The sequence below is a fragment of the Streptococcus sp. IsoGale022 genome, from assembly GCF_031142805.1.
Lineage (GTDB): Bacteria > Bacillota > Bacilli > Lactobacillales > Streptococcaceae > Streptococcus > Streptococcus sanguinis_A.
Map to the genome: position 1 here is coordinate 16,921 of NZ_JAKZJI010000014.1, position 22,599 is coordinate 39,519.

Annotated in this window: 15 protein-coding genes and 1 pseudogene; all 16 read left to right on the forward strand. The window is 43.6% G+C overall.

Features of this window, described 5'->3' with window-relative positions:
* Positions 1 to 4 precede the first annotated feature (4 nt).
* The 16 genes and pseudogenes from RG608_RS08025 to RG608_RS08100 all read left to right on the forward strand — a co-directional run bounded on the left by RG608_RS08025 (position 5) and on the right by RG608_RS08100 (position 22,599).
* A complete protein-coding gene (locus RG608_RS08025) occupies positions 5 to 3,595 on the forward strand; it encodes an LPXTG-anchored SHIRT domain periscope protein (RefSeq protein WP_268687918.1) in 3,591 nt (1,196 codons plus the stop codon).
* Positions 3,596 to 3,818: 223 nt separating this feature from the next.
* Positions 3,819 to 4,263 (forward strand): annotated as a pseudogene (locus RG608_RS08030) (Fur family transcriptional regulator).
* 442 nt (positions 4,264 to 4,705) lie between these two features.
* Positions 4,706 to 5,743, forward strand: coding sequence for a hypothetical protein (locus RG608_RS08035; protein WP_268687919.1), 1,038 nt, complete (start codon positions 4,706 to 4,708; stop codon positions 5,741 to 5,743).
* Positions 5,744 to 5,751: 8 nt separating this feature from the next.
* Positions 5,752 to 6,495 carry a hypothetical protein gene (locus RG608_RS08040; protein WP_268687920.1) on the forward strand — a complete coding sequence of 248 codons (744 nt, stop codon included), beginning with the start codon at positions 5,752 to 5,754 and terminating at the stop codon, positions 6,493 to 6,495.
* A 33-nt stretch (positions 6,496 to 6,528) separates the two neighbouring features.
* Positions 6,529 to 7,275 (forward strand): hypothetical protein, encoded by a 747-nt coding sequence (locus tag RG608_RS08045; RefSeq protein ID WP_268687921.1) that lies wholly within the window; start codon positions 6,529 to 6,531, stop codon positions 7,273 to 7,275.
* Positions 7,276 to 7,424: 149 nt separating this feature from the next.
* Entirely contained in the window at positions 7,425 to 8,117 is a 693-nt protein-coding gene (locus RG608_RS08050) for a phosphoglycerate mutase (RefSeq protein ID WP_308946821.1), read from the forward strand.
* A 209-nt stretch (positions 8,118 to 8,326) separates the two neighbouring features.
* On the forward strand, positions 8,327 to 10,393 hold the full coding sequence (gene pbp2b / locus RG608_RS08055; protein ID WP_268687922.1) for a penicillin-binding protein PBP2B: 2,067 nt from the start codon (positions 8,327 to 8,329) through the stop codon (positions 10,391 to 10,393).
* Positions 10,394 to 10,497: 104 nt separating this feature from the next.
* On the forward strand, positions 10,498 to 11,094 hold the full coding sequence (recR, locus tag RG608_RS08060; RefSeq protein WP_002897999.1) for a recombination mediator RecR: 597 nt from the start codon (positions 10,498 to 10,500) through the stop codon (positions 11,092 to 11,094).
* A gap of 217 nt (positions 11,095 to 11,311) precedes the next feature.
* Positions 11,312 to 12,358 (forward strand): D-alanine--D-alanine ligase, encoded by a 1,047-nt coding sequence (locus RG608_RS08065; protein WP_268687923.1) that lies wholly within the window; start codon positions 11,312 to 11,314, stop codon positions 12,356 to 12,358.
* A gap of 75 nt (positions 12,359 to 12,433) precedes the next feature.
* The gene (gene murF / locus RG608_RS08070; protein ID WP_268687924.1) at positions 12,434 to 13,804 is read left to right on the forward strand and encodes a UDP-N-acetylmuramoyl-tripeptide--D-alanyl-D-alanine ligase; all 1,371 of its coding nucleotides are present in this window, start codon (positions 12,434 to 12,436) and stop codon (positions 13,802 to 13,804) included.
* 58 nt (positions 13,805 to 13,862) lie between these two features.
* Positions 13,863 to 14,549, forward strand: coding sequence for a TIGR02206 family membrane protein (locus tag RG608_RS08075; protein WP_268687925.1), 687 nt, complete (start codon positions 13,863 to 13,865; stop codon positions 14,547 to 14,549).
* Between the two features lie 18 nt (positions 14,550 to 14,567).
* Positions 14,568 to 15,254, forward strand: coding sequence for a TIGR02206 family membrane protein (locus RG608_RS08080; RefSeq protein WP_268687926.1), 687 nt, complete (start codon positions 14,568 to 14,570; stop codon positions 15,252 to 15,254).
* 557 nt (positions 15,255 to 15,811) lie between these two features.
* Positions 15,812 to 17,356, forward strand: a complete 1,545-nt coding sequence (locus tag RG608_RS08085; protein WP_308946822.1) for a peptide chain release factor 3 — start codon at positions 15,812 to 15,814, stop codon at positions 17,354 to 17,356.
* Positions 17,357 to 17,694: 338 nt separating this feature from the next.
* Complete coding sequence (locus tag RG608_RS08090) at positions 17,695 to 18,603, forward strand: magnesium transporter CorA family protein (RefSeq protein WP_268687928.1); 909 nt, start codon at positions 17,695 to 17,697, stop codon at positions 18,601 to 18,603.
* Between the two features lie 211 nt (positions 18,604 to 18,814).
* On the forward strand, positions 18,815 to 21,478 hold the full coding sequence (gene acnA, locus RG608_RS08095) for an aconitate hydratase AcnA (RefSeq protein ID WP_268687929.1): 2,664 nt from the start codon (positions 18,815 to 18,817) through the stop codon (positions 21,476 to 21,478).
* Between the two features lie 2 nt (positions 21,479 to 21,480).
* Positions 21,481 to 22,599 (forward strand): citrate synthase, encoded by a 1,119-nt coding sequence (locus tag RG608_RS08100; protein ID WP_002911999.1) that lies wholly within the window; start codon positions 21,481 to 21,483, stop codon positions 22,597 to 22,599.

Genomic DNA, 22,599 nt, shown 5'->3' on the forward strand with positions numbered 1-22,599 from the left:
AGAAATGAAATGGAAACCACTTCAGGACTCACTGCGTCCTGTTAATCCTTTTGGCAGCAAGTTTCGCCTGCTGATGGGATTATTTGTTGTGCTTTTTTCAATCTTTCTGCTCCCCATTCAGACATTGTCTGCCTTGGAGGAGATTAAGAATGCAACGGATATTTCTACTCTGGATATCCATAAGTTTAATTTGAATATCAATAATGTCAGTGTCTTATCTAAGTCATCGGCTGTTGATCAATTTCATTTGTCCAATCCGCATTATGAATATCTGAGTGGCGGGGTTTATCCTGGTGAGATGGAGAATTTCACTCTCAAAGTGGATAAAAGCAAGAAGCAGGATCAAGTATTTGATAATCCCCTGGCTTTAAAATTTACCAATATTGGAACTGTTCACGGTAAGCAAGTGGATGCTTATCTGAATTTCAATAAGGTAACCTTACACTACCTCAATACTGCTCAGGCAGAGTCAGAGATGAATAGTGCTCAAAAGCAAACGGTAGAATTTTTCTCTATTTCGGAATTATGGGAAAATAATGCTTTTGAAATTGGGAATGTTCCCTATGTAGATGCAGCTCATGACTACATTATGAATAAGGCTTTTTGGCTTGATGCGGATGTAACAGCAGAGTTGCGTTATGCAGATGGTTCCGAGACAGATTTGAAGTTGGTTATGAAGCCAACAGACATCGATGCAATTGATGCCAACAACTTGAAGGAAACCTTCTATGTTAAAGATTATCAAAATGATGTTAATCTTCGTTTGATGAATAATGCCAATGTCTTAAGACAGGAAGACCAAGGAGAACGAACTGCTTGGGTAGCAACTCAGATTACAAGCGGTAGCTATTCTGAGAACAATATTTCTGGTTTAGCGCTTCGGTCAAATAGTAATAAGATGAATTTTGGTTATTCATCAACAGAGGTTTGCTCGGCAGTCTTTGGTCTTTATATTGAAAAAGTTGATCCCAAGCCAGTCTTAGAAGTGGATCCAGTTAAGATTCCAGCTAAGGAAGGTCAAGAGGTGACTTATAAGGGAACCTTCAAGATTCCAGTTCCTGGTAAGGATATTTTGGCTACCCCGACTACTATTGAGATGACTGAAACCTTTGATGAGCGACTGGATTACAAGGAGCTCAAGGTTGAGACTGGCGGCAATGTCTTGCAGGAAGGTCGTGATTACACGATTGAAAAGAAAGGTCAGACCGTTACGGTCAAGATGACACCGGAGTATGTAAAAGCAAATTCTTCTCAAGATATAGTCATTACCTACAAGACTGCAACCAATCAAAAGGTAGCAGAAAAGGGTGCTGCAACGGTTGAAAATACAGTGACCTTGAAAGTAGATAATCTTTCAGCACCATCTAATCAAGTTACTACTGACTTGCTCTATGAAAAGAAACATGAATTTGTCAGCGGTACTGCTGGTAAGGAACTCCCGCAGGAAATCAAAGACCTAACACCAGCAACAGAAAAGAATCTGGAGAATGGTACAAAGGTAACTCCAACGCAGCCAACTAAGACGGAAGTGCAGACCGCAGACGGTACTTGGACCTTCAAGTCATACGACAAGACAGAAGAGACCATTAACGGAGCGGATGCTCACTTTGTTGGTACATGGGATTTTACTCCAGCGCCAACCTATAAGGCGACACACGAGTTCGTCAGCGGCACAGCTGGTAAGGAACTTCCACAAGAAGTGAAGGATTTACTTCCAACTGATAAACCTAATTTAGCAGATGGTACGAAAGCTACTCCAACACAACCAGCCAAGACAGAAGTGAAAGCCACCGATGGCAACTGGACTTTCAAGTCTTACGACAAGATGGAAGAGACCATTAACGGAGCGGATGCTCACTTTGTCGGCACTTGGGACTTTACCCCAAATCCAACTTATAAGGCTACTCACGAGTTCGTTAGTGGAACAGTAGGTAAGGAATTGCCACAAGCAGTGAAAGCTTTGCTTCCTGCTGATAAATCTGACTTGGCGGACGGTACTAAGGCCACTCCAACACAGCCGGTCAAGACAGAAGTTGAAACATCTGATGGCAGCTGGAGCTTCCAGTCATATGATAAGAACGAAGCAACCATTAATGGAGCAGATGCTAAATTTGTTGGAACTTGGACGTTTGTGGCGAAGCCTAGCCTAGCGCCAACTTATAAAGCTACACATGAATTTGTCAGTGGCACAGCAAGTAAAGAACTTCCACAAGAAGTGAAATCCTTGCTTCCTAGCGATAAATCTGATTTAGCCGACGGTACGAAAGCCACTCCAACGCAACCAGTGAAGACAGAAGTGAAAACAACCGACGGTACCTGGACCTTTAAGTCTTACGACAAGACAGAAGAGACTATCAATGGAGCGGATGCGCACTTTGTTGGTACATGGGAATTCACAGCAACTCCGTCATCAACTTATAAAGCTGTGCATGAGTTCATTAGCGGCACAGCAGGTAAGGAACTTCCACAAGAAGTGAAAGCTTTGCTTCCAACTGATAAATCTGATTTGGCAGACGGCACTAAGACCACTCCAACGCAACCAGTGAAGACAGAAGTTGAAACATCTGATGGCAGCTGGAGCTTCCAGTCATATGACAAGAACGAATCAACCATTAATGGTGCAGACGCTAAATTTATTGGAACTTGGACGTTTGTGGCGAAGCCTAGCCCAGTACCAACTTACAAAACTACACATGAATTTGTCAGCGGTACAGCAGGTAAGGAATTGCCACAAGAAGTGAAAGCTTTGCTTCCAACTGATAAATCTGATTTAGTTGACGGTACGAAAGCTACTCCAACGCAACCAGTGAAGACGGAAGTTGAAACATCTGATGGCACATGGAGCTTCCAATCATATGACAAGAACGAATCAACCATTAATGGTGTAGACACTAAATTTATTGGAACTTGGACATTTGTGGCGAAGCCTAGCCCAGCACCAACTTATAAGGCTATACATGAATTTGTCAGTGGCACAGCAGGTAAGGAATTACCACAAGAAGTGAAATCCTTCCTTCCAAGCGACCAAGCAAACTTGTCAGATGGCACTAAAGCTACTCCAACACAGCCAGTCAAGACGGAAGTGAAGACTGCAGATGGTACTTGGACCTTTAAGTCATATGACAAGAACGAAGCAACTATTAATGGTGCAGATGTTCACTTTGTCGGTACTTGGACTTTCGCAGCTGACTCAACTACGCTTACTGGCACTGTGATCTGGATTGACAATGATAACGCTGCAGGTCGCCGACCACAGAGTGTCCTTGTTCACTTACTTGCAGATGGACAGGATACAGGCATCAGCGTAAGTGTTGATGAGGCGATGGGCTGGAAATATAGCTTTGAAAACCTGCCTCGCTTCAAGGATGGAAAAGAAATCGTCTATAGTGTCCGCGAGGACGAAGTGGAAGGCTACGGCAATCAAGCTGAAGGCATGAATGTAACCAATCGCTTGCTTGTAGATGCTCAAGTTAAAGAGATTGGCAAGAAACGAATTCTGCCTAAGACCGGGCAAGACACATCTATCTGGATGCTGATTCTTGGATTCTTGACTTTTGGAGGAGCAGTTGGCTTGACCAAACGTCAGCGTGACTAAGATTAAGCTTCAGTAAAAAGCTTTGAAAATCTAGAATATATGAAAAGTCTGTTGTCTCAACTTTTGTTGAGAATAGCAGGCTTTTTATTTTTGGCAGGAAAATCAAGGCACTGATAGAATTTAAAAATTTTAGGACTTATTTACAATCATTCTTAATAGCCAAGTAAGCCTAGTCATGGTATAATGGTAATGACTTAGATGAGAGGCTGTAACGGAGTAAATAATGAAACAAGAACATCAGCATGATTTTGACCAAGTAATTGGCCATCTGCGCGCCAAGGGCGTGCGTATTACAGAAACTCGGAAGGCGGTAATTGACTATATTATCCAAAGTCACGATCATCCTAGCGCTGAAATGATATATCAGGACTTGAAGCCCAATTTTCCTAATATGAGTCTGGCAACGGTCTATAATAATCTCAAGGTTCTGATTGATGAGGGTTTTGTCGCTGAGCTCAAGGTTCGCAATGATACGACGACCTACTTTGACTTTATGGGTCATCAGCATCTCAATGTTATCTGTGAAAAAATGTGGCCGTATTGCTGATATGGAGCTGGAACTTCCAGATGTGAAGCATGAGGCTGAAGTGCAGACTGGCTACCACATCACCCAAAGCCAGACGACTGTCTATGGCCTCTGCCCCCAATGCCAGCAAGAGGCGGTGTGACTGCGAGGATGATTAGGATCTTTTTGGAGCCTAAAGACGAACAAAGATGTGACTCGTTTTGCAAATTCAATCTGCAACTTCAAAGCAGTACTTTGATCTATCGGCTATTGCGTTAAGATTCTTTTTCAAATAAAAAGTAAGGCTAGAACTTATGTCTCTTAGCCTTTTTCTATGTGTTTTAGCAAGGCATATTCGCAGGACAAGGATATCATCTGAGCTTAGAGACGTTGATACCTAGTCAAGTACAGCACTTAGCAAGATCAGATATTTCAAGTACAAGCCCTTATATACTTATGCTATTATTTTACAGGTAGAATAATCTGTGATATAATGGGTACATAGAAAGCGCTTTTAAATAATAGAAGGGAGTAAAATATTAAAAAATAAGGCCTTGATCCGTTTTGTTGTTTCTAAGGATTTATCATTTTTGGAGGTTTTTATCATGAAAAAAGTACGACTCACTAGCATTTTTATGCTTAGTTTACTGATTGTTTCAAATCTAGTTCTTCCGGCTCGTGTCTTTGCTGAAGAGGCAAATGCTAATACTAGTGGCAAAGAAGTTTTGTCTTCTATTTTTGCAACAGAAGAGAGCTTGAATGAACACGGTTTATCACTTAAACAATTTACAGGATTTCAACAAAAAAGTTCGGACTTTTATAAGATATTGGATGCGATACTATCATCTATGGATAGAGATATGCCTCTAACTGAAGAGCAAAAAAAGGAAGCTGAAAAAAAATTAGAGAAGGCCAGAAAAATATCTGATAAATGGGTCTACGCTTCTCAAATGGCTAAGGAGAATATGCAGCGAGATGGAAATGCAAAAGATGTTAACAAAGAAACTCTTTATATGTATCTATCTCATTATGTAGATATTAGGACAGGTGTTTTGGATACGGTTAATCCTAACATATCAAATGATGGTTATTTCAGTGCGTGGATTGTCAATGATGATAGGCGAGCATATGACCAATATGTGTCTAAGGCATTGTCAGGAGAGAAGACTTTCACAGCAGTGAAAGCAGTAAAATCTTTCATAGATAACGTAACACCTAGTGATGATGCTGAAAAACTAGATAAAATAAAAAGCTCTTTTTTTAGAACTATTTATTTTGCTTCATCTTTGATGCTACGGGATGAACAACGAAGAAAATTACTGGATGATGTTGAAGCTCTAAAAACCGCTTGGAACAATTCAGATGATCCTAAAGCAGTGGTTGCAGCTTTAGAACAAAGTTTTGAACTCGAAGGATATGAAGAATCAGTTAAAGGAACGTTGAAAAGCTTGTTATTGCATACCATAACAGCTTTTACCATTGGAGATCCTGAAATCATTAAAGATCTTGTTGTAGGTGGAGGAGAATTTTTGGCCTATGCTGCAAAAGACTTGTATGATAAAGCATTATGGATTTCACTTATTCAGTATAATAATCTGAGAGTTTCTAAACGTATTATGCGTTACTATGGTTTCGATTTTTAGGAGGTCTTATGTTTTGGAGAAAGAAATGGTTGGATGAATTGCCAGAAGGCGAAGAATCTCCTTTTTTTGAATGCCGACACCTTCTCTTTGAAGAGGAAGCTGGCTATCCTATTTGTCCTTCTTGCGGTGGATTCATAAAAGAGAATTTTCCTAAGAAAAATACGGATAAAGCCCGGCTGCATTTAATATGGAAAAAGGTTCAGCAACTGTGGAGTGTCAAGTTTGGAGAAGGCTATTCCTTATGGCTAGTCCTCTTTCCAGCTATCTTTGTTCCAGAATATCTAGGTTATTGGCTTTTAAGTACTGGAGATTATGGTTTTACTAGCTTCTTTCTTCCAAGTCGGCATCGACCTACAATGATTAGTTATGCTATTGACGGCTACTTTGTTTTGTTTTTCTTTTTTCTAGGTCAGGAGCGCACTAAACGGTTTGCAACTTTTTCTTTAGGCTTTGAACGTTTCCATAGAATTCTTTATTCTTGGCCTGTGCGTGTCGTTCTTTTTGCTGTTATCATCTTTTTACTTAATCTTTATATGCCTAAGATTTACGAGCCATACGCACAGTATTATATATCTAAGCATGATTATCTGACTCCCGCTCAGCATGCCAAAGGAGTGGAGCTTTTTATCCAGACTAACATGATTTCAATTTGGATGACAGCTGGTCTGTTGGCAATTCATGAGTTAATAGATAGACGTAGAACCAAGTGGCTCAAGGAAGCCAACAAGGCTTATCTGTGTGGCGGATGTTGATATGAGGAGAAATTTGGATTTTTAGGAGGTCTTATGTTCTGGTGGAGAAAGAAATGGCTGGATGAGTTGTCAGACAGTGATGAATCGTCTCTTTTGGAATGCCGTCATCTTCTCTTTGAAGAGGAAGCTGGCTATCCTATTTGTCCTTCTTGTGGCGGACTCATAAAAGAGAATTTTCCTAAGAAAAATACGGATAAAGCCCGACTGCATTTAATATGGAAAAAGGTTCAGCAACTGTGGAGTGTCAAGTTTGGAGAAGGCTATTCCTTATGGTTAGTTCTATTTCCAGCTATCTTTGTTCCAGAATATCTAGGCTATTGGCTTTTAAGTACTGGAGATTACGGCTTTTCTAGCTTTTTCATTGCTAGCCGTCATACGCCTACAATGATTAGCTTCACTTATGAAGGCTATATTCCTTTATTCATCTTTTTTATGGGTAAAGAACGCTTTAAACGTTTCTCTACTTTTTCTTTAGGATTTGAGCGTTTTCATAAAATCCTTTATTCTTGGCCTGTTCGTCTTGTTACTTTTATCGCTGTTATTTGCTTCATTAATATTATTATGCCAAAGATTTATGGGGTTGAAGGAGATGTCTTTATAGGTAAACATATCCAGCTAACTCCCGCCCAGCATGCTAAAGGTGTGGAGCTTTTCATCTTTGTCAATATGCTTTGTAACTGGATAGTAGCAGGCTTGTTGGCCATTCATCAACTGATAGACAGGAGACGGACTTGGTGGCTCAAGGAAGCCAACGAGGTTTATTTGTCTGGCGGGTACTAAGGCAAAGGTTTCTGCCCGGAAATACAAAAGCGCTTTCTTGCTGAAAAAGGTCTGATTTGACGAAATGGGCTAGCTTTTTAGGCGAAAATTTTGTAAAATAGAATAGATAAACGGGGACTGCCTCGGAAAATAAAAGGAGAATCCATCTAATGGTAAAATTAGTTTTTGCTCGCCACGGTGAGTCTGAATGGAACAAAGCTAACCTTTTCACTGGTTGGGCTGATGTTGACTTGTCTGAAAAAGGTACACAGCAAGCAATCGACGCTGGTGAACTGATTAAAGAAGCTGGTATCGAGTTTGACCAAGCTTACACTTCAGTCTTGAAGCGTGCGATTAAGACAACTAACCTTGCTTTGGAAGCGGCTGATCAGCTTTGGGTACCAGTTGAAAAATCATGGCGTTTGAACGAGCGTCACTACGGCGGCCTGACTGGTAAAAACAAGGCAGAAGCAGCTGAGCAATTTGGTGATGAGCAAGTGCACATCTGGCGTCGTTCATACGATGTATTGCCTCCTGCAATGCCTCGTGATGACGAATACTCAGCTCACACTGACCGTCGTTATGCTTCACTTGACGACTCAGTTATTCCAGATGCTGAAAACTTGAAAGTTACTTTGGAACGTGCCCTTCCATTCTGGGAAGATAAGATTGCTCCAGCTTTGAAAGATGGCAAAAATGTCTTTGTAGGTGCACACGGTAACTCTATCCGTACCCTTGTGAAGCACATCAAACAATTGTCTGACGATGAAATCATGGATGTGGAAATTCCAAACTTCCCACCATTGGTATTCGAATTTGACGAAAAATTGAATGTAGTAAAAGAATACTACCTTGGAAAATAAGCTTAAAGGAATCTGAGATTATTCTCAGGTTCTTTGCTTTTCCAGAGAGGAAAAACAAGTCTTGCTGGAAGCCTAGCCGGCAAGTCTTTTAGGTTCAGTAGTTTGGCAGACTTCCTCTTAACTCGTCCATATTTTCAGATTTTCTATCAGTTTTGAAACATTCATCGAGCTGGATTTATGGTAAAATAAAGGTCAGAACTTTTACTAGAATGAGAGAGAAGATGGCAAGGAAGAAGAGAAAATTTGACAGTCATTCCATCACCAGAAGGCTTTATCTACTGTTTGGAATCGTGATGTTTTTGTTTTTAGCCTTGATTGCTCGTCTGGGCTATATGCAGGTGATCAATCAGGACTTTTATACGGATAAGTTGGCCAAGGCTAGCAAGACCAAGATTACCACTAGCTCAGTGCGTGGGCAGATTTATGATGCTACCGGCAAGCCCTTGGTGGAAAATACGACCAAGCAGGTGGTGACCTATACACGGGATAATCGTCTGACGGCTGGTGAGATTCGGGCGACGGCTCAAAAGCTCCTGACCTATGTCAGTGTCAGCGATACAGAGGTGACAGATCGCCAAGAGGTGGACTATTATTTGGCGGACAGTGCAGTCTATCAGGAAGTAGTGGAAAAGTTGCCCAAGGACAAGAAATTTGATACAGACGGCAACCGTCTGCCTGAGTCCAAAATCTATAAGGCGGCAGCTGAGAGCATTGACCCTAAACAACTGGGCTATACGGATGAGGAAAAGAAGGCCGTCGTTCTCTTTAGTCAGATGAATGCAATTTCCAACTTTGCTACGGGAACCATCCAGACAGATCCGCTGACAACAGAGCAGGTGGCTGTACTGGCTTCCAGCAGCAAGGAACTGCCAGGTATCAGTGTCTCAACGGGCTGGGACCGCAAGGTCTTGGATACCTCGCTGGCTTCTATCGTGGGAAATATCTCGACAGAAAAGACTGGACTTCCGGCTGAGGAAGTGGATGATTATCTGAAAAAAGGCTACTCCCTCAATGACCGGGTGGGAACCTCTTATCTGGAGAAGCAGTATGAGTCAGTCCTGCAAGGCAAGCGAGCTGAGAAGGAGATTCATCTGGACAAAAATGGTAATATGGAGAGTGTGGAAAATATCTCTGACGGCAGTAAGGGCGACAATCTCAAGCTGACGGTGGACTTGAACTTCCAGCAGGGAGTGGAGGACATTCTCAAAAATGCCTTTAATGCAGAGTTGGCTAGTGGCAATGCGACTTACTCTGAGGGCGTCTATGCCGTAGCTATGGATCCCAATACCGGCGCCATTTTAGCCATGGCAGGCATCCGGCACGACCTGGAAACGGGAGAAAGCTCGGTCGATGCTCTGGGGACCATGACCAATGTCTTTGTTCCGGGATCCGTGGTCAAGGCCGCAACATTGACCTCGGGCTGGGAAAATAATGCCATTAGCGGCAACCAAGTCCTGACAGACCAGCCGATTAGCTTTGGCGGTACGGACAGTATCACTTCTTGGTTTACCCAGTATGGTTCGCGTGCTATCACAGCCCAAGAGGCTTTGGAATACTCTTCCAATACCTACATGGTGCAGGTAGCGCTGAAGATGATGGGGACGCCGTACTCAGCGGATATGAAGCTGGATTTTGATGAGCTGGATCCGTCCATGAAAAAGCTGCGGTCGACTTTTGCAGAGTATGGTCTGGGCACTTCAACAGGGATTGACCTACCAAATGAGTCCACAGGCTATCTTCCAGACAAGTTTACTTTTGCCAACTATTTGACCAATTCTTTCGGCCAGTTTGACAACTATACGACACTTCAGCTGGCCCAGTATGCCTCAACAGTAGCTAATAACGGCAAGCGTGTGGCTCCGCATATCGTTGAAGGCATTTACGGCAACAGTGACCAAGGAGGACTGGGTGATTTGGTGCAGAAAATTGACACCAAGGAGCTGAACCAGGTCAATATCTCTGACGAGGATATGAGCATTATCAAGCAAGGCTTCTATCAAGTGGTTCATGGCAGCAGTGGCTTTACGACTGGCCGGACTATTTCTCAGGGAGAGAGCGTGCCAATCAGTGCCAAGACTGGTACGGCTGAGACCTTTGTGGACAAGGGCAAGAAAGAAGCCATCAATACTAATGTCGTGTCCTATGCTCCAAGTGAGAAGCCGCAGATTGCGGTGGCAGTGGTGTTTCCTCACAATACGAATCTATCTTCTACTGTCAGCCACAGTATCACTCGCGATATTATCAATCTTTACAATCAACAACACCCTATGAATTAGTGCTCAATGAAAATCATCAGCAAACGGAGAAAGCTAAGAGCTGTCAGTGCTCAAGTGCAGCATTCTGGTTTGAGGAGATTTTTTGAGAATAGAGAAAGGATTTTATGCTTTACCCAACCCCTATTGCCAAGCTGATTGACAGTTTTTCAAAGCTGCCCGGCATTGGCATCAAAACAGCCACTCGACTGGCTTTTTACACTATTGGCATGAGTGATGACGATGTCAATGAATTTGCCAAGAATCTGCTGGCTGCTAAGCGTGAGCTGAGCTACTGCTCTGTCTGTGGCAACCTGACGGACGAAGACCCTTGTGCAATCTGTCAAGACCAGTCGCGAGACCAATCAACTATTTTGATTGTTGAGGACAGCCGAGATGTGTCAGCCATGGAAAATATCCAGGAATACCACGGACTTTATCATGTCTTGCATGGCTTGATTTCACCTATGAACGGTGTTGGACCAGACGATATCAATCTCAAAAGTCTAATCACTCGTCTGATGGATAGTGAGGTGACAGAGGTTATCGTCGCGACCAATGCGACTGCGGATGGCGAAGCGACTTCCATGTATATCTCACGTGTCTTGAAACCTGCTGGGATTAAGGTGACTCGCCTAGCGCGTGGTTTGGCGGTTGGCTCTGACATTGAGTATGCGGACGAGGTTACGCTGATTCGCGCTATCGAAAATCGGACGGAATTATAAACATCAAGGATTTTTCTGGCTTTAGCTGGCTGGAAGAGTCCTTTTTTCTGTTCAAAAATGCTGGGAATTGTGATATACTAAAACGGACTGATATAGAAGCTCCTGCTTAGAAGAATCGACCAGCTAGGTAGATGCAAAACCAAGCTTTTGAGTCTGATTCTTCTCGGGCTGGCAGCTTTTGTAAATCGTACTATTCTTAGAAATGATAGGAAAAATCATGGCAAAACAAAGATTGATTTTATTGTATGGCGGACGCAGTGCAGAGCGGGAAGTTTCTGTTTTATCAGCTGAGAGCGTCATGCGGGCTGTCAATTATGATAGATTCTCGGTGAAAACTTACTTCATCACCAAGGAGGGAGATTTTATCCAAACTCAGGAATTTGAAGCAAAGCCAGCGGCTGATGAGAAGCTGATGACCAATGCCACAGTGGATATGTCTCGGAAGATCAAGCCCAGCGATATTTACGAAGATGGAGCAGTGGTCTTTCCAGTCCTGCATGGTCCCATGGGAGAAGATGGCTCTATCCAAGGCTTCCTAGAAGTGCTCAAAATGCCTTATGTCGGCTGTAATATTTTATCTTCTAGCCTAGCCATGGATAAAATTACGACCAAGCGAGTGCTGGAATCGGCAGGAATCGCCCAAGTGCCTTATGTAGCGCTAGTTGATGGCGAGGATTTAGAGCAAAAAATCCAGGAAATCGAGGAGAAATTGACCTATCCGGTCTTCACCAAGCCCTCTAATATGGGCTCTAGTGTCGGCATTTCTAAATCGGAGAACCGAGAAGAACTGCGTGCTTCTCTGGACATGGCTTTCAAATACGACAGCCGAGTACTGGTTGAGCAAGGAGTGACGGCTCGCGAAATTGAGGTTGGGCTTCTGGGCAATGTTAACGTTAAGAGTACTCTGCCCGGAGAAGTGGTCAAGGATGTGGCTTTCTATGACTACGAAGCCAAATACATTGATAATAAAATTACCATGGATATTCCGGCTAAGATTCCAGAAGAAGTGGTGATCCTGATGCGTCAAAATGCAGAGGCGGCTTTCCGAGCTTTGGGTGGTCTGGGGCTGTCCCGCTGTGATTTCTTCTATGTAGAAGATGGTCAAGTCTTCCTTAATGAGCTTAATACCATGCCAGGTTTTACCCAGTGGTCTATGTATCCATTGCTCTGGGAAAATATGGGGCTGGCCTATCCTGATTTGATTGAGAAGTTAGTTGGTCTAGCTAAAGAGGCATTTGCTAAGAGAGAGGCGCATCTTCTCTAAAATATGATATAATAGAGGGGCTGAAAATTTTCGGTCCTTTCTTTTTGCGAGCAAACCGAAAAATGAGGAAGAAGTATGAAATTAGATTTATATGAAATTGCAGAAGTCCTGTCTGCGAAAAATGATGTGACTCAGTTTGAAAATGTTGCGCTTAGAAATGCAGAGTTTGACAGCCGTTTGATTGAGTCGGGTGGCCTTTTTGTGCCGCTTAAGGGAGCGCGTGACGGCCACGACTTTATTGCGACAGCCTTTGCTCAGGGAGCTGCTGCCACCCTATCTGAGCGTCCAGTGACAGAGGGGGGTTATATCTTGGTCGATGATGTCCTGACAGCCTTCCAGCGCTTGGCTCAGTATTATCTGGAAAAGATGCAAGTGGACGTGCTGGCGGTGACAGGTTCCAACGGCAAAACGACAACCAAGGACATGCTGGCTCAGTTACTAGCAACCAGCTACAAGACCTATAAGACCCAGGGCAATTACAACAATGAAATCGGTCTGCCTTATACGGTTCTTCACATGCCTGAGGACACAGAGAAACTTGTCTTAGAAATGGGGCAGGACCACTTGGGCGATATCCATCTCCTGTCGGAACTTGCCAAACCTAAGACAGGCATTGTAACTCTGGTCGGAGAAGCCCATCTGGAATTTTTCGGCAGCCGAGCTGAGATTGCCCAAGGCAAGATGCAGATTGCGGACGGCTTGAGAAAAGACGGTCTCTTGATCGTGCCGGCGGATAAGATTATCAATGAATTTTTGCCAGCAGACTGCAAACTAGTTCGCTTTGGTCCTGATGCGGATATCTTCCTGACGCGTCTGGAAGAGCGCAAGGACAGCTTGAGCTTTGAATGTAACTTTTTAGAGCAGAGGATTGACCTGCCTGTGACCGGTAAGTACAATGCAACCAATGCCATGATTGCAGCCTATGCAGCTCTGCAGGAGGGTGTATCTGAGGAGGCAATTGCTCAAGCCTTTTCTGAGCTGGAGCTGACCCGCAATCGAACGGAGTGGAAGAAAGCTGCCAATGGCGCAGATATTTTATCGGATGTCTACAACGCCAATCCAACAGCCATGCGCTTGATTCTTGAGACTTTCTCGACCATTCCGGCCAATCCAGGCGGACGAAAATTGGCGGTGCTGGCGGATATGAAAGAACTGGGAGCGGACTCTAAGTCCATGCACGGCTCTATGATTACCAGCCTCAATCCAGAAATTGTGACCGACCTTTTCCTCTATGGACAGGACATGGAAGCCCTCTATGACTACGCCAAGGAGATTTATCCGTCTGGCAAGGTTCATTACTTTATCAAAAATGACGAGAAAGACCAGTTTGAACAGCTGACTAAAGCTGTCAGAGAGAAGCTGACTCCTGTCGACCAAATTCTTCTCAAAGGCAGCAATTCCATGAATCTGGCTAAGCTGGTAGAGGATTTGGAGGGGAAATTCTGAGCAAAAACAGGCAGACTCAGCCTTGTTCAAACCTTATATTAGAATGGGAGCCTAGGAGATGGGAATAAGAGATATGTTTACAACCTATAAAACCGAACCGCCTCAACTGGGACTTTGGTATTTTGTTCTTTTTGGGCTGGTCTTTGCGATTATCTGGCTTTCCTATCGCTACTACAATCGGAAAGCTTATCAGCGGCTATTTGTCGGGATGCAAGTTTGCCAGCTGATAGGCCTCTACTCTTGGTATATGCTGACTGCTGCCCCGCTGTCTGAGAGTCTGCCTTTTTATCATTGCAGAATGGCTATGTTTGCCTTGATGTTTCTGCCTAATCGCTCGGTGTATAAATTTTATTTTGCACTTTTGGGGACTTTTGGCTCGATTGTAGCCTTTATTTATCCGATTTTTGATCCTTACCCTTTTCCCCATATCACTATTTTGTCCTTTATTATCGGCCATCTAGCGCTCTTGGGAAATTGTTTGATTTATCTTTTCAGATATTATCATACTTTCTCTATGAGCTGGCAGCGAGTGGTGTGGACGACCCTTATGATGAATGCTTTTTTGCTTGTTATCAATATGTTGACAAAGGGTTCTTATGGATTTCTCACAGATCCGCCGCTTGTTGGCAATCACGGACTATTGCTCAATTATCTGCTTGTCTCAATCGTCTTAAGTGCAGCAGTTTGCTTAGTTTCTGAAATTTTTAAGCGCGTGGAGCAGACTAAGACAGTCACCCTAACCTAATCATCTAACGGAGGATTTATGAAAGATTTTTTAACTACGACAAAAACGGTGGCACCGCCTATCTCGATTTTATGGTATGCTGTGATGATTGCTCTGGTCTTGCTGTCTATTTGGAGTTCGCTCAAATATCATGATAATCCGCGTTTTGTCAAGGCTTTTAAGTGGATTCAGATTGCCCAGCTGCTGATACTTTATAGCTGGTATTTTGGTTTTCGGATTCCCTTTACCAATAGCTTACCTTTTTATCATTGCCGCCTGGCTATGTTTGCGGTGGTCTTTCTGCCAGACAAATGGCGCAGTAAGCAGTATTTTGCTCTATTAGGAGCTAGCGGAGCGGTCTTTGCCTTGGGCTACCCAGTCTTTGACCCCTATGATTTCCCACACATTACCAGCTTTTCTTTCCTGATTGGCCACTATGCCCTTTTGGTTAATTCCTTGATTTATCTGATGAATCACTACGACAAGAGCCTTCTCAAGAAATACATGATTGTAGCCTACACCTTTGGCCTCAATCTTTTCCTAGTCGGCGTTAATCAAGTGACAGGTGGTAATTACGGCTTACTAAAAAATCCGCCTTTTATCCCTAATGCCTCCCTATGGATAAAGTACCTTCTTGTATCAGTCATCCTTTCTCTGGCTCTGGTTCTCTTTGATATATTGTTTAAGAAACGGTGGAAAAAACAGTTAAGTTTGGTCCGCAGTTAATTCATCTCAAGTTTACAAGTCCTGTCAAGTTAATGTGGCAGGATTTTTTAAAAATTAGAAAGCTTAATTATGACTTGCTTTGCTTCTAGTAACAAAAATGGACGGTTTGTCTATCAACTCTTTAAGCTGGTTCAACTAGATGCTTCCGTTCGCTGAATGAAACACTCCAAATTTTTGGCTTTCTTAAAGCCTCGCGGACAAAGGGGAGAAGGCTTGATCCTCTATCTCTTGAAACGGAATAAGGCCATTTTTTCCATGACAGCTGAAGAAAAGGAAGAGCTGGAAATCAGAAAAACGCCTGCTCTATTTCCTAGATTTAATCTTAATCTTTGCAATTTTCCCTTTAGCAGCGTCATTGTCGGATTTTAAAGGAAATTTTATTGACATAGGAGAATAGAATCGCTCGGAAGGGCGATTTTTTATCTTCTTTAGATAATTGAAAAAAAGCGCTAAATCCGCTATAATAGGTAGGTTGAAAGGATTGAAATACTCCGATGTAAAATAAAAAAACAAATACTAAGATTCACCATTATCCTAAATGAAAGAAAGAGAAGAAGATGACTTTACAAGAAGAAATTAAGAAACGCCGGACCTTTGCCATTATCTCCCACCCGGACGCGGGGAAGACGACTATTACGGAGCAGTTGCTCTACTTCGGGGGCGAGATCCGTGAGGCTGGGACAGTCAAGGGGAAAAAGACGGGTAACTTTGCCAAGTCGGACTGGATGGATATTGAGAAGCAGCGGGGGATTTCAGTGACTTCCTCTGTCATGCAGTTTGACTACGATGGCAAATGCGTCAACATTCTAGATACACCAGGGCACGAGGACTTCTCAGAAGATACTTATCGGACCTTGATGGCAGTGGATGCTGCGGTCATGGTTATTGACTCGGCTAAGGGTATTGAAGCTCAGACTAAGAAGCTCTTTGAGGTTGTCAAGCATCGTGGTATTCCGGTTTTCACTTTTATGAACAAGCTGGACCGTGACGGCCGCGAGCCCTTGGACTTGCTAGAAGAATTGGAAGAGATTTTAGGCATTGCCAGCTATCCGATGAATTGGCCGATTGGCATGGGGAAGAGTTTTGAAGGTCTTTATGACCTCTACAATGAGCGGTTGGAGCTTTATAAGGGTGAGGAGCGTTTTGCGACTCTGGCAGAAGGCGACCAACTGTTTGCTTCCAATCCTTTCTATGAGCAAGTTAAGGAAGATATTGAGCTCTTGAGCGAAGCTGGAAATGAATTCTCAGAAGAAGCGATTTTGGAGGGCAAGTTGACACCTGTTTTCTTTGGCTCAGCCCTGACCAACTTTGGCGTCCAGACTTTTCTGGAAACCTTCCTTAAGTTTGCTCCAGAACCGCATGGCCATAAGAAGACAGATGGCGAGGAAGTTGAGCCGCTCAGCCCAGATTTTTCAGGCTTTGTCTTTAAAATTCAGGCCAATATGGACCCGCGCCACCGCGACCGTATCGCATTTGTCCGTATCGTTTCTGGCGAGTTCGAGCGCGGTATGAGTGTCAATTTGCCTCGCACTGGCAAGTCTGCCAAGCTATCCAATGTCACTCAATTTATGGCCGAAAGTCGGGAGAATGTGACCAATGCTGTAGCTGGTGATATTATCGGAGTTTATGATACAGGGACTTATCAGGTTGGTGACACCCTGACTGTAGGCAAGAATAAGTTTGAATTTGAGCCTCTGCCAACCTTTACTCCAGAGATCTTTATGAAGGTTTCAGCCAAGAATGTTATGAAGCAAAAATCCTTCCATAAGGGGATTGAGCAGCTAGTGCAAGAGGGAGCCATTCAGCTTTATACCAACTACCAGACAGGCGAGTATATGCTGGGCGCTGTCGGTCAGCTCCAGTTTGAGGTCTTCAAGCACCGCATGGAAAATGAATACAATGCTGAAGTGGTCATGAATCCTATGGGCAAAAAGACTGTCCGTTGGATTTCACCAGATGACTTAGACGAGCGTATGTCTTCTAGTCGTAATATCCTAGCCAAAGACCGCTTTGATCAGCCAGTCTTCCTCTTTGAAAACGACTTTGCCTTGCGCTGGTTCGCGGATAAGTATCCAGATGTTAAACTGGAAGAGAAGATGTAACTCAGTACCAACAATTGGAACTAAAGTTCCTACTTGTTGGACGCTAGCCGCTGTTGCACGGACTAGCTAGCTGCCTTACTAACTCATCGGCGAAAAAATAATCGTTTTCGCTTCTTTTATGTCCTAGTGAATGGGATTGTTATGATTGTATAACAAACTAAAGTTACTAAGGCCGAGTTCTGTTGGATCCTTGCTATCCACTTGACTAATCTCATCAGGCGAGACAACTAATTTGGTTGGTTTTGTGCTTCGACATTGCATATTTACTTGCAGGAAGAGTTTATGAAGTTGGGTGCTAGTTTATTAGAGAATCACTCTACCTCATAGAAAGGAGCTCCATGTTTCTGGAAAGAAAACTAAAAGATCAGTCTGTCTGGATCAACATTGACTCAGATAGTTTCAAAAAGAACGCGCGGATTTATCAGGATTATGAAATTGATAAAGAGACCATTGAGTATGCACTCGATAAGAACGAGCGGGCACACATGGACTACAATCGTGAGAATGGAACAGTTGTCTTTATCTACAATGTCCTTAATCTAGCGACAGATAAGGAACATTATGAGACGATTCCCATGACCTTTGTGGTGCAGCAGGGGCGTCTCATCACTATTAGTAACCAAGACAATGCCTATGTTGTAGACATGATGAAAGCCTATACCGAGCATCATGAGCCAGTATCGGTCTATAAGTTTCTCTTCGCTAGTCTGGAGTTGGTCTCCAATTCTTACTATCCAGTCGTTGAGCGGATGGACAAGCGCAAGGATGAGATTAATGCTCTCCTGCGTCAGACAACTACCAAAAAGCATCTTTTTGCTCTGTCGGACTTAGAGACATCTATGGTCTACCTGCTTGCAGCTGCTAAGCAGAATCACATGCTCCTAGAGCATATCAAAAGCCACGGCATTTACCGCCGTTTTGATGAATTAGAAACCGAGCAGTTTGAGGATGCTATGATTGAAGCTCGTCAGCTCGTTTCGATGACTGATCTGATTGCTCAAGTTCTCAGCCAGCTTTCTGGCTCCTACAATAACATCCTGAACAACAATCTGAATGACAATTTGACGGTCTTGACTATCATTTCGGTCCTTCTGGCAGTGCTTGCAGTTATCACTGGATTCTTTGGTATGAATGTTCCTCTACCTCTGTCTAACGACAGGAACGCCTGGATTTATATTGTTGGCGTTAGTCTAATCATCTGGGGACTTCTGACCAAGCTTCTTAAATGGTTAGCCAATAAGAAGTGAAAATTTGAGATTATTTTACCTATAACAAGCACCGAGAATGGTGCTTGTTTTTTCGTGCTTGGGAAAAATAATTATTAGTACAGTTTGCCTGTATTTAAAAAACTGTTTCTTCGTGTCATAAAACATCACATAAAAATTATAATTTCAATTGCATAAAATTTCATAATAAAGTATAATATAAGACAATTTAAAATAAGTGAGGGGTAGAAATATGGCAGAATACCTAAGCGATTTAAATTATAAAGGCAAAACATACCAATACACAGACCTTGGAAAAGCCTCAGCTCTACTAGGAGGGGATATAGAAGGGCTTCCTTATTCTATTCGCATATTATTAGAAAGTGTCCTTCGTAAGGAAGATGGAATTGACGTAACAAAAGATAACATTAGTTCTTTAATGCATTATAAAGCTAAATCACCAAGCGGAGAAGTTCCTTTTAAACCTAGCCGAGTTATTCTCCAGGATTTTACGGGTGTTCCTGTCGTAGTGGATTTGGCTAGTATGCGTGATGCGATTGTCGGTCAGGGTGGTCGGGCGGATCAGATTAATCCAGAAATTCCGGTTGATTTAGTTATTGATCACAGTGTTCAGGTGGACTTTTATGGCTGTGACACAGCTCTAGAGGCCAATATGACCCAGGAATTTGTCCGCAATAATGAGCGCTACGAATTTCTCAAGTGGGCAGAAAAATCATTTGATAATTATCGGGCGATTCCTCCTGCTACTGGGATTATCCATCAGGTCAATATCGAATTTCTTAGTGATGTCATCATTGAAAAGGATGGCCAACTCTATCCGGACAGCATGTTTGGAACGGACAGTCATACGACTATGATTAATGGTATCGGTGTTCTGGGCTGGGGAGTTGGCGGGATTGAGGCCGAGGCTGCCATGCTGGGTGAGGCTTCTTATTTCCCTGTTCCTGAGGTGATTGGTGTTCGTCTCTTGGGCAAGCTGCCTAAGATTGCGACAGCGACAGATTTGGCTTTAAAGGTCACGCAAATCTTGCGGCAGGAAAATGTCGTTGGTAAATTTGTCGAGTTCTTTGGGCCTGGTTTGTCTTATCTAAGTCTGGCTGACCGGGCAACTGTGGCTAATATGGCGCCAGAATACGGAGCTACCTGTGGTTATTTTCCGATAGATGAGGAAACGCTCAATTACATGCGTCTGACCAATCGATCAGAAGATCATATTGAGCTGACCCGTCTCTACGCTCAAAAAAATCACCTCTTCTATGACGAAATGGTTGAGCCGAACTATACCAAGGTAGTTGAAATTGATTTGTCCAGCATTGTGCCGAGTATCTCAGGACCCAAGCGACCCCAAGATTTGATTGAATTAACAGTTGCTAAAGAAGAATTTCAAGCTAGTTTAGTCAGGGAAGCGGGAGTCCGAGGTTTTGGATTAGATGAGAGCGAGCTGAAAAAGTCTGCAGTGGTTCAGTTTTCTGACCATGAGGAGACGATTAAGACTGGTCATGTGGCTATCGCTGCCATTACTAGCTGTACCAATACATCTAATCCCTATGTCCTGATGGCTGCGGGGCTTTTGGCCAAGAAAGCAGTAGAAAAAGGCTTACGCGTTTCAAAGACTGTCAAGACTTCTTTAGCTCCCGGCAGCAAGGTGGTCACAGGCTATCTCAAGAAGAGTGGTCTTCAGTCCTATCTGGATCAGCTTGGTTTCAATCTTGTCGGCTATGGCTGCACCACTTGTATTGGAAATTCAGGCGATCTCCGACCGGAAGTGGCTCAAGCGATTACGGATACTGACTTGCTGGCTAGTGCTGTTCTTTCAGGAAATCGCAATTTTGAAGGGCGGATTAATCCACTGGTCAAGGCCAATTTCCTAGCTAGTCCGCCCTTGGTAGTTGCCTATGCTCTGGCTGGAAATACCAATGTCGATCTGACCAGCGAGCCACTAGGTTATGATCAAAAGGGGCAGCCAGTTTATTTGATGGATTTGATGCCGGAGCACGACTTGGTTGCTGACTATGTTCAAAAATACGTGACGCGCCAGCTTTTTGAAAAAGAATATGCTCATGTGTTTGACGACAATGAAAAATGGAATCAGATTCCGACAGCCTCTTCTAAAAATTATCAGTGGAATCAGGCTTCGACCTATATTCAAAACCCGCCTTACTTTGATGGCTTAACTGATGATTTAGCCATTCAGCCTCTGAAAAATCTTGCAGTGCTGGCAAAATTTGGGGATACAGTGACGACAGACCATATCTCCCCAGCAGGAAATATTGCCAGAAACAGCCCAGCAGCTTCCTATTTGATGGAGCATGGAGTGGATTACCAAGAGTTTAATTCTTATGGCAGTCGTCGGGGCAATCATGAGGTCATGATGCGGGGGACTTTTGCCAATATCCGGATAAAAAATGAATTGGCGGATGGGAAAATTGGTGGTTACACAGATTATAAAGGAGAGTTGCTATCCATTTATGAGGCAGCCATGCGCTACAAGAAAGAGCAAATTGACACTATTGTCTTAGCTGGCAAAGACTACGGTATGGGGTCCAGCCGTGATTGGGCAGCTAAGGGGGCTAATCTTTTGGGTGTCAAGGTGGTGCTGGCAGAGAGTTTTGAGCGTATCCACAGGTCCAATCTGGTCATGATGGGGATTCTTCCTCTGCAGTATCTAGAGGGTGAAGATGCGGTTAGTCTTGGTTTGACAGGCAAGGAAACTTTCGACATCAATCTGCCACAGAACCCACAGGTTGGTCAGCTGGTTGATGTAGTAGCTCGGAAGGGTGCTGAAGAAATAGCTTTTCAGGCTCGGCTGCGTTTTGATGCAGAAGCGGATATTCGTTACTATGAAAACGGAGGAATTTTGCCCATGGTCGTTAGAAAGAAATTAGAGGAGGTGTGAGCATGAGTCAGACGGACGGTTTGAAAGATACCATTGCCTGTGATACCAGGATTAGCCAGATTGTGGATGATTCTTTGTCTTATGCGGGCTACAATATTTCTGAATTGGTAGAGCACCATGCAAGTTTTGAAGAGGTGATTTATCTACTGTGGCATTTGCATTTACCGACTCAAATTGAGCTCAAGCATTTTGAAGAAGATCTGCGAGCTAATTATGCCATTAGCGATGCGGTGGAGCAGTGTATTCTTATCCAGTCCCGCAAGCACCTTCATCCCATGAGTGTCTTGCGCTCAACGGTCAGTCTTTTGGGCGTTTATAATGTCCATGCTGAGGAAGCGTCTCTAGAAGCGACCTATGAGCAGAGCATCCAGCTTATGGCAAAGATGCCGACTATTATTGCGGCTTTTGCCAGACTGAGGTCGGGTCAGACTCCGATAGAGCCGCGGGAGGATTTAGGTTTTGCGGCCAATTTCCTCTATATGCTCAAAGGACAAGAGGCTAGTGAGCTTGAAGTCAAAGCCTTTAACTGCGCCTTGGTGCTCCATGCAGATCATGAACTCAATGCTTCAACTTTTGCGGCTCGAGTCTGTGCCTCAACCTTGACCGATATTTATTCCTGCGTGACAGCAGCTGTTGGAGCACTCAAGGGCTCGCTTCATGGCGGCGCTAATGAATGTGTCTTTGATATGCTGAAAGAGATCAGAGAGGAAGGGGATTGCCAAGCCTACCTAGACCGCAAGCTGGCCTCTCACGAGAAGATTATGGGCTTTGGTCACCGGGTTTACAAGACACAGGATCCACGTGAAAAATACCTGCGTCAAATGGCCAAAGACTTGACACAGGGAACCAAAGACGAAGTCTGGTATCAGCTTTCAGAGGAAATTGAAGCCTATATGAAGCATACCAAGCATCTGATACCGAATGTCGATTTTTATTCGGCAACGGTTTACCATGTACTGGGCATTGACAGCAGTATCTACACCCTGATTTTTGCTATGAGTCGGGTAGCTGGCTGGATTGCCCATATTCAGGAACAGCGCAAGAACAATAAGCTGATTCGACCACGTTCTAACTACATTGGTGCTCAAGGTTTGGAGTATCTTCCCATAGGAAGGAGATAA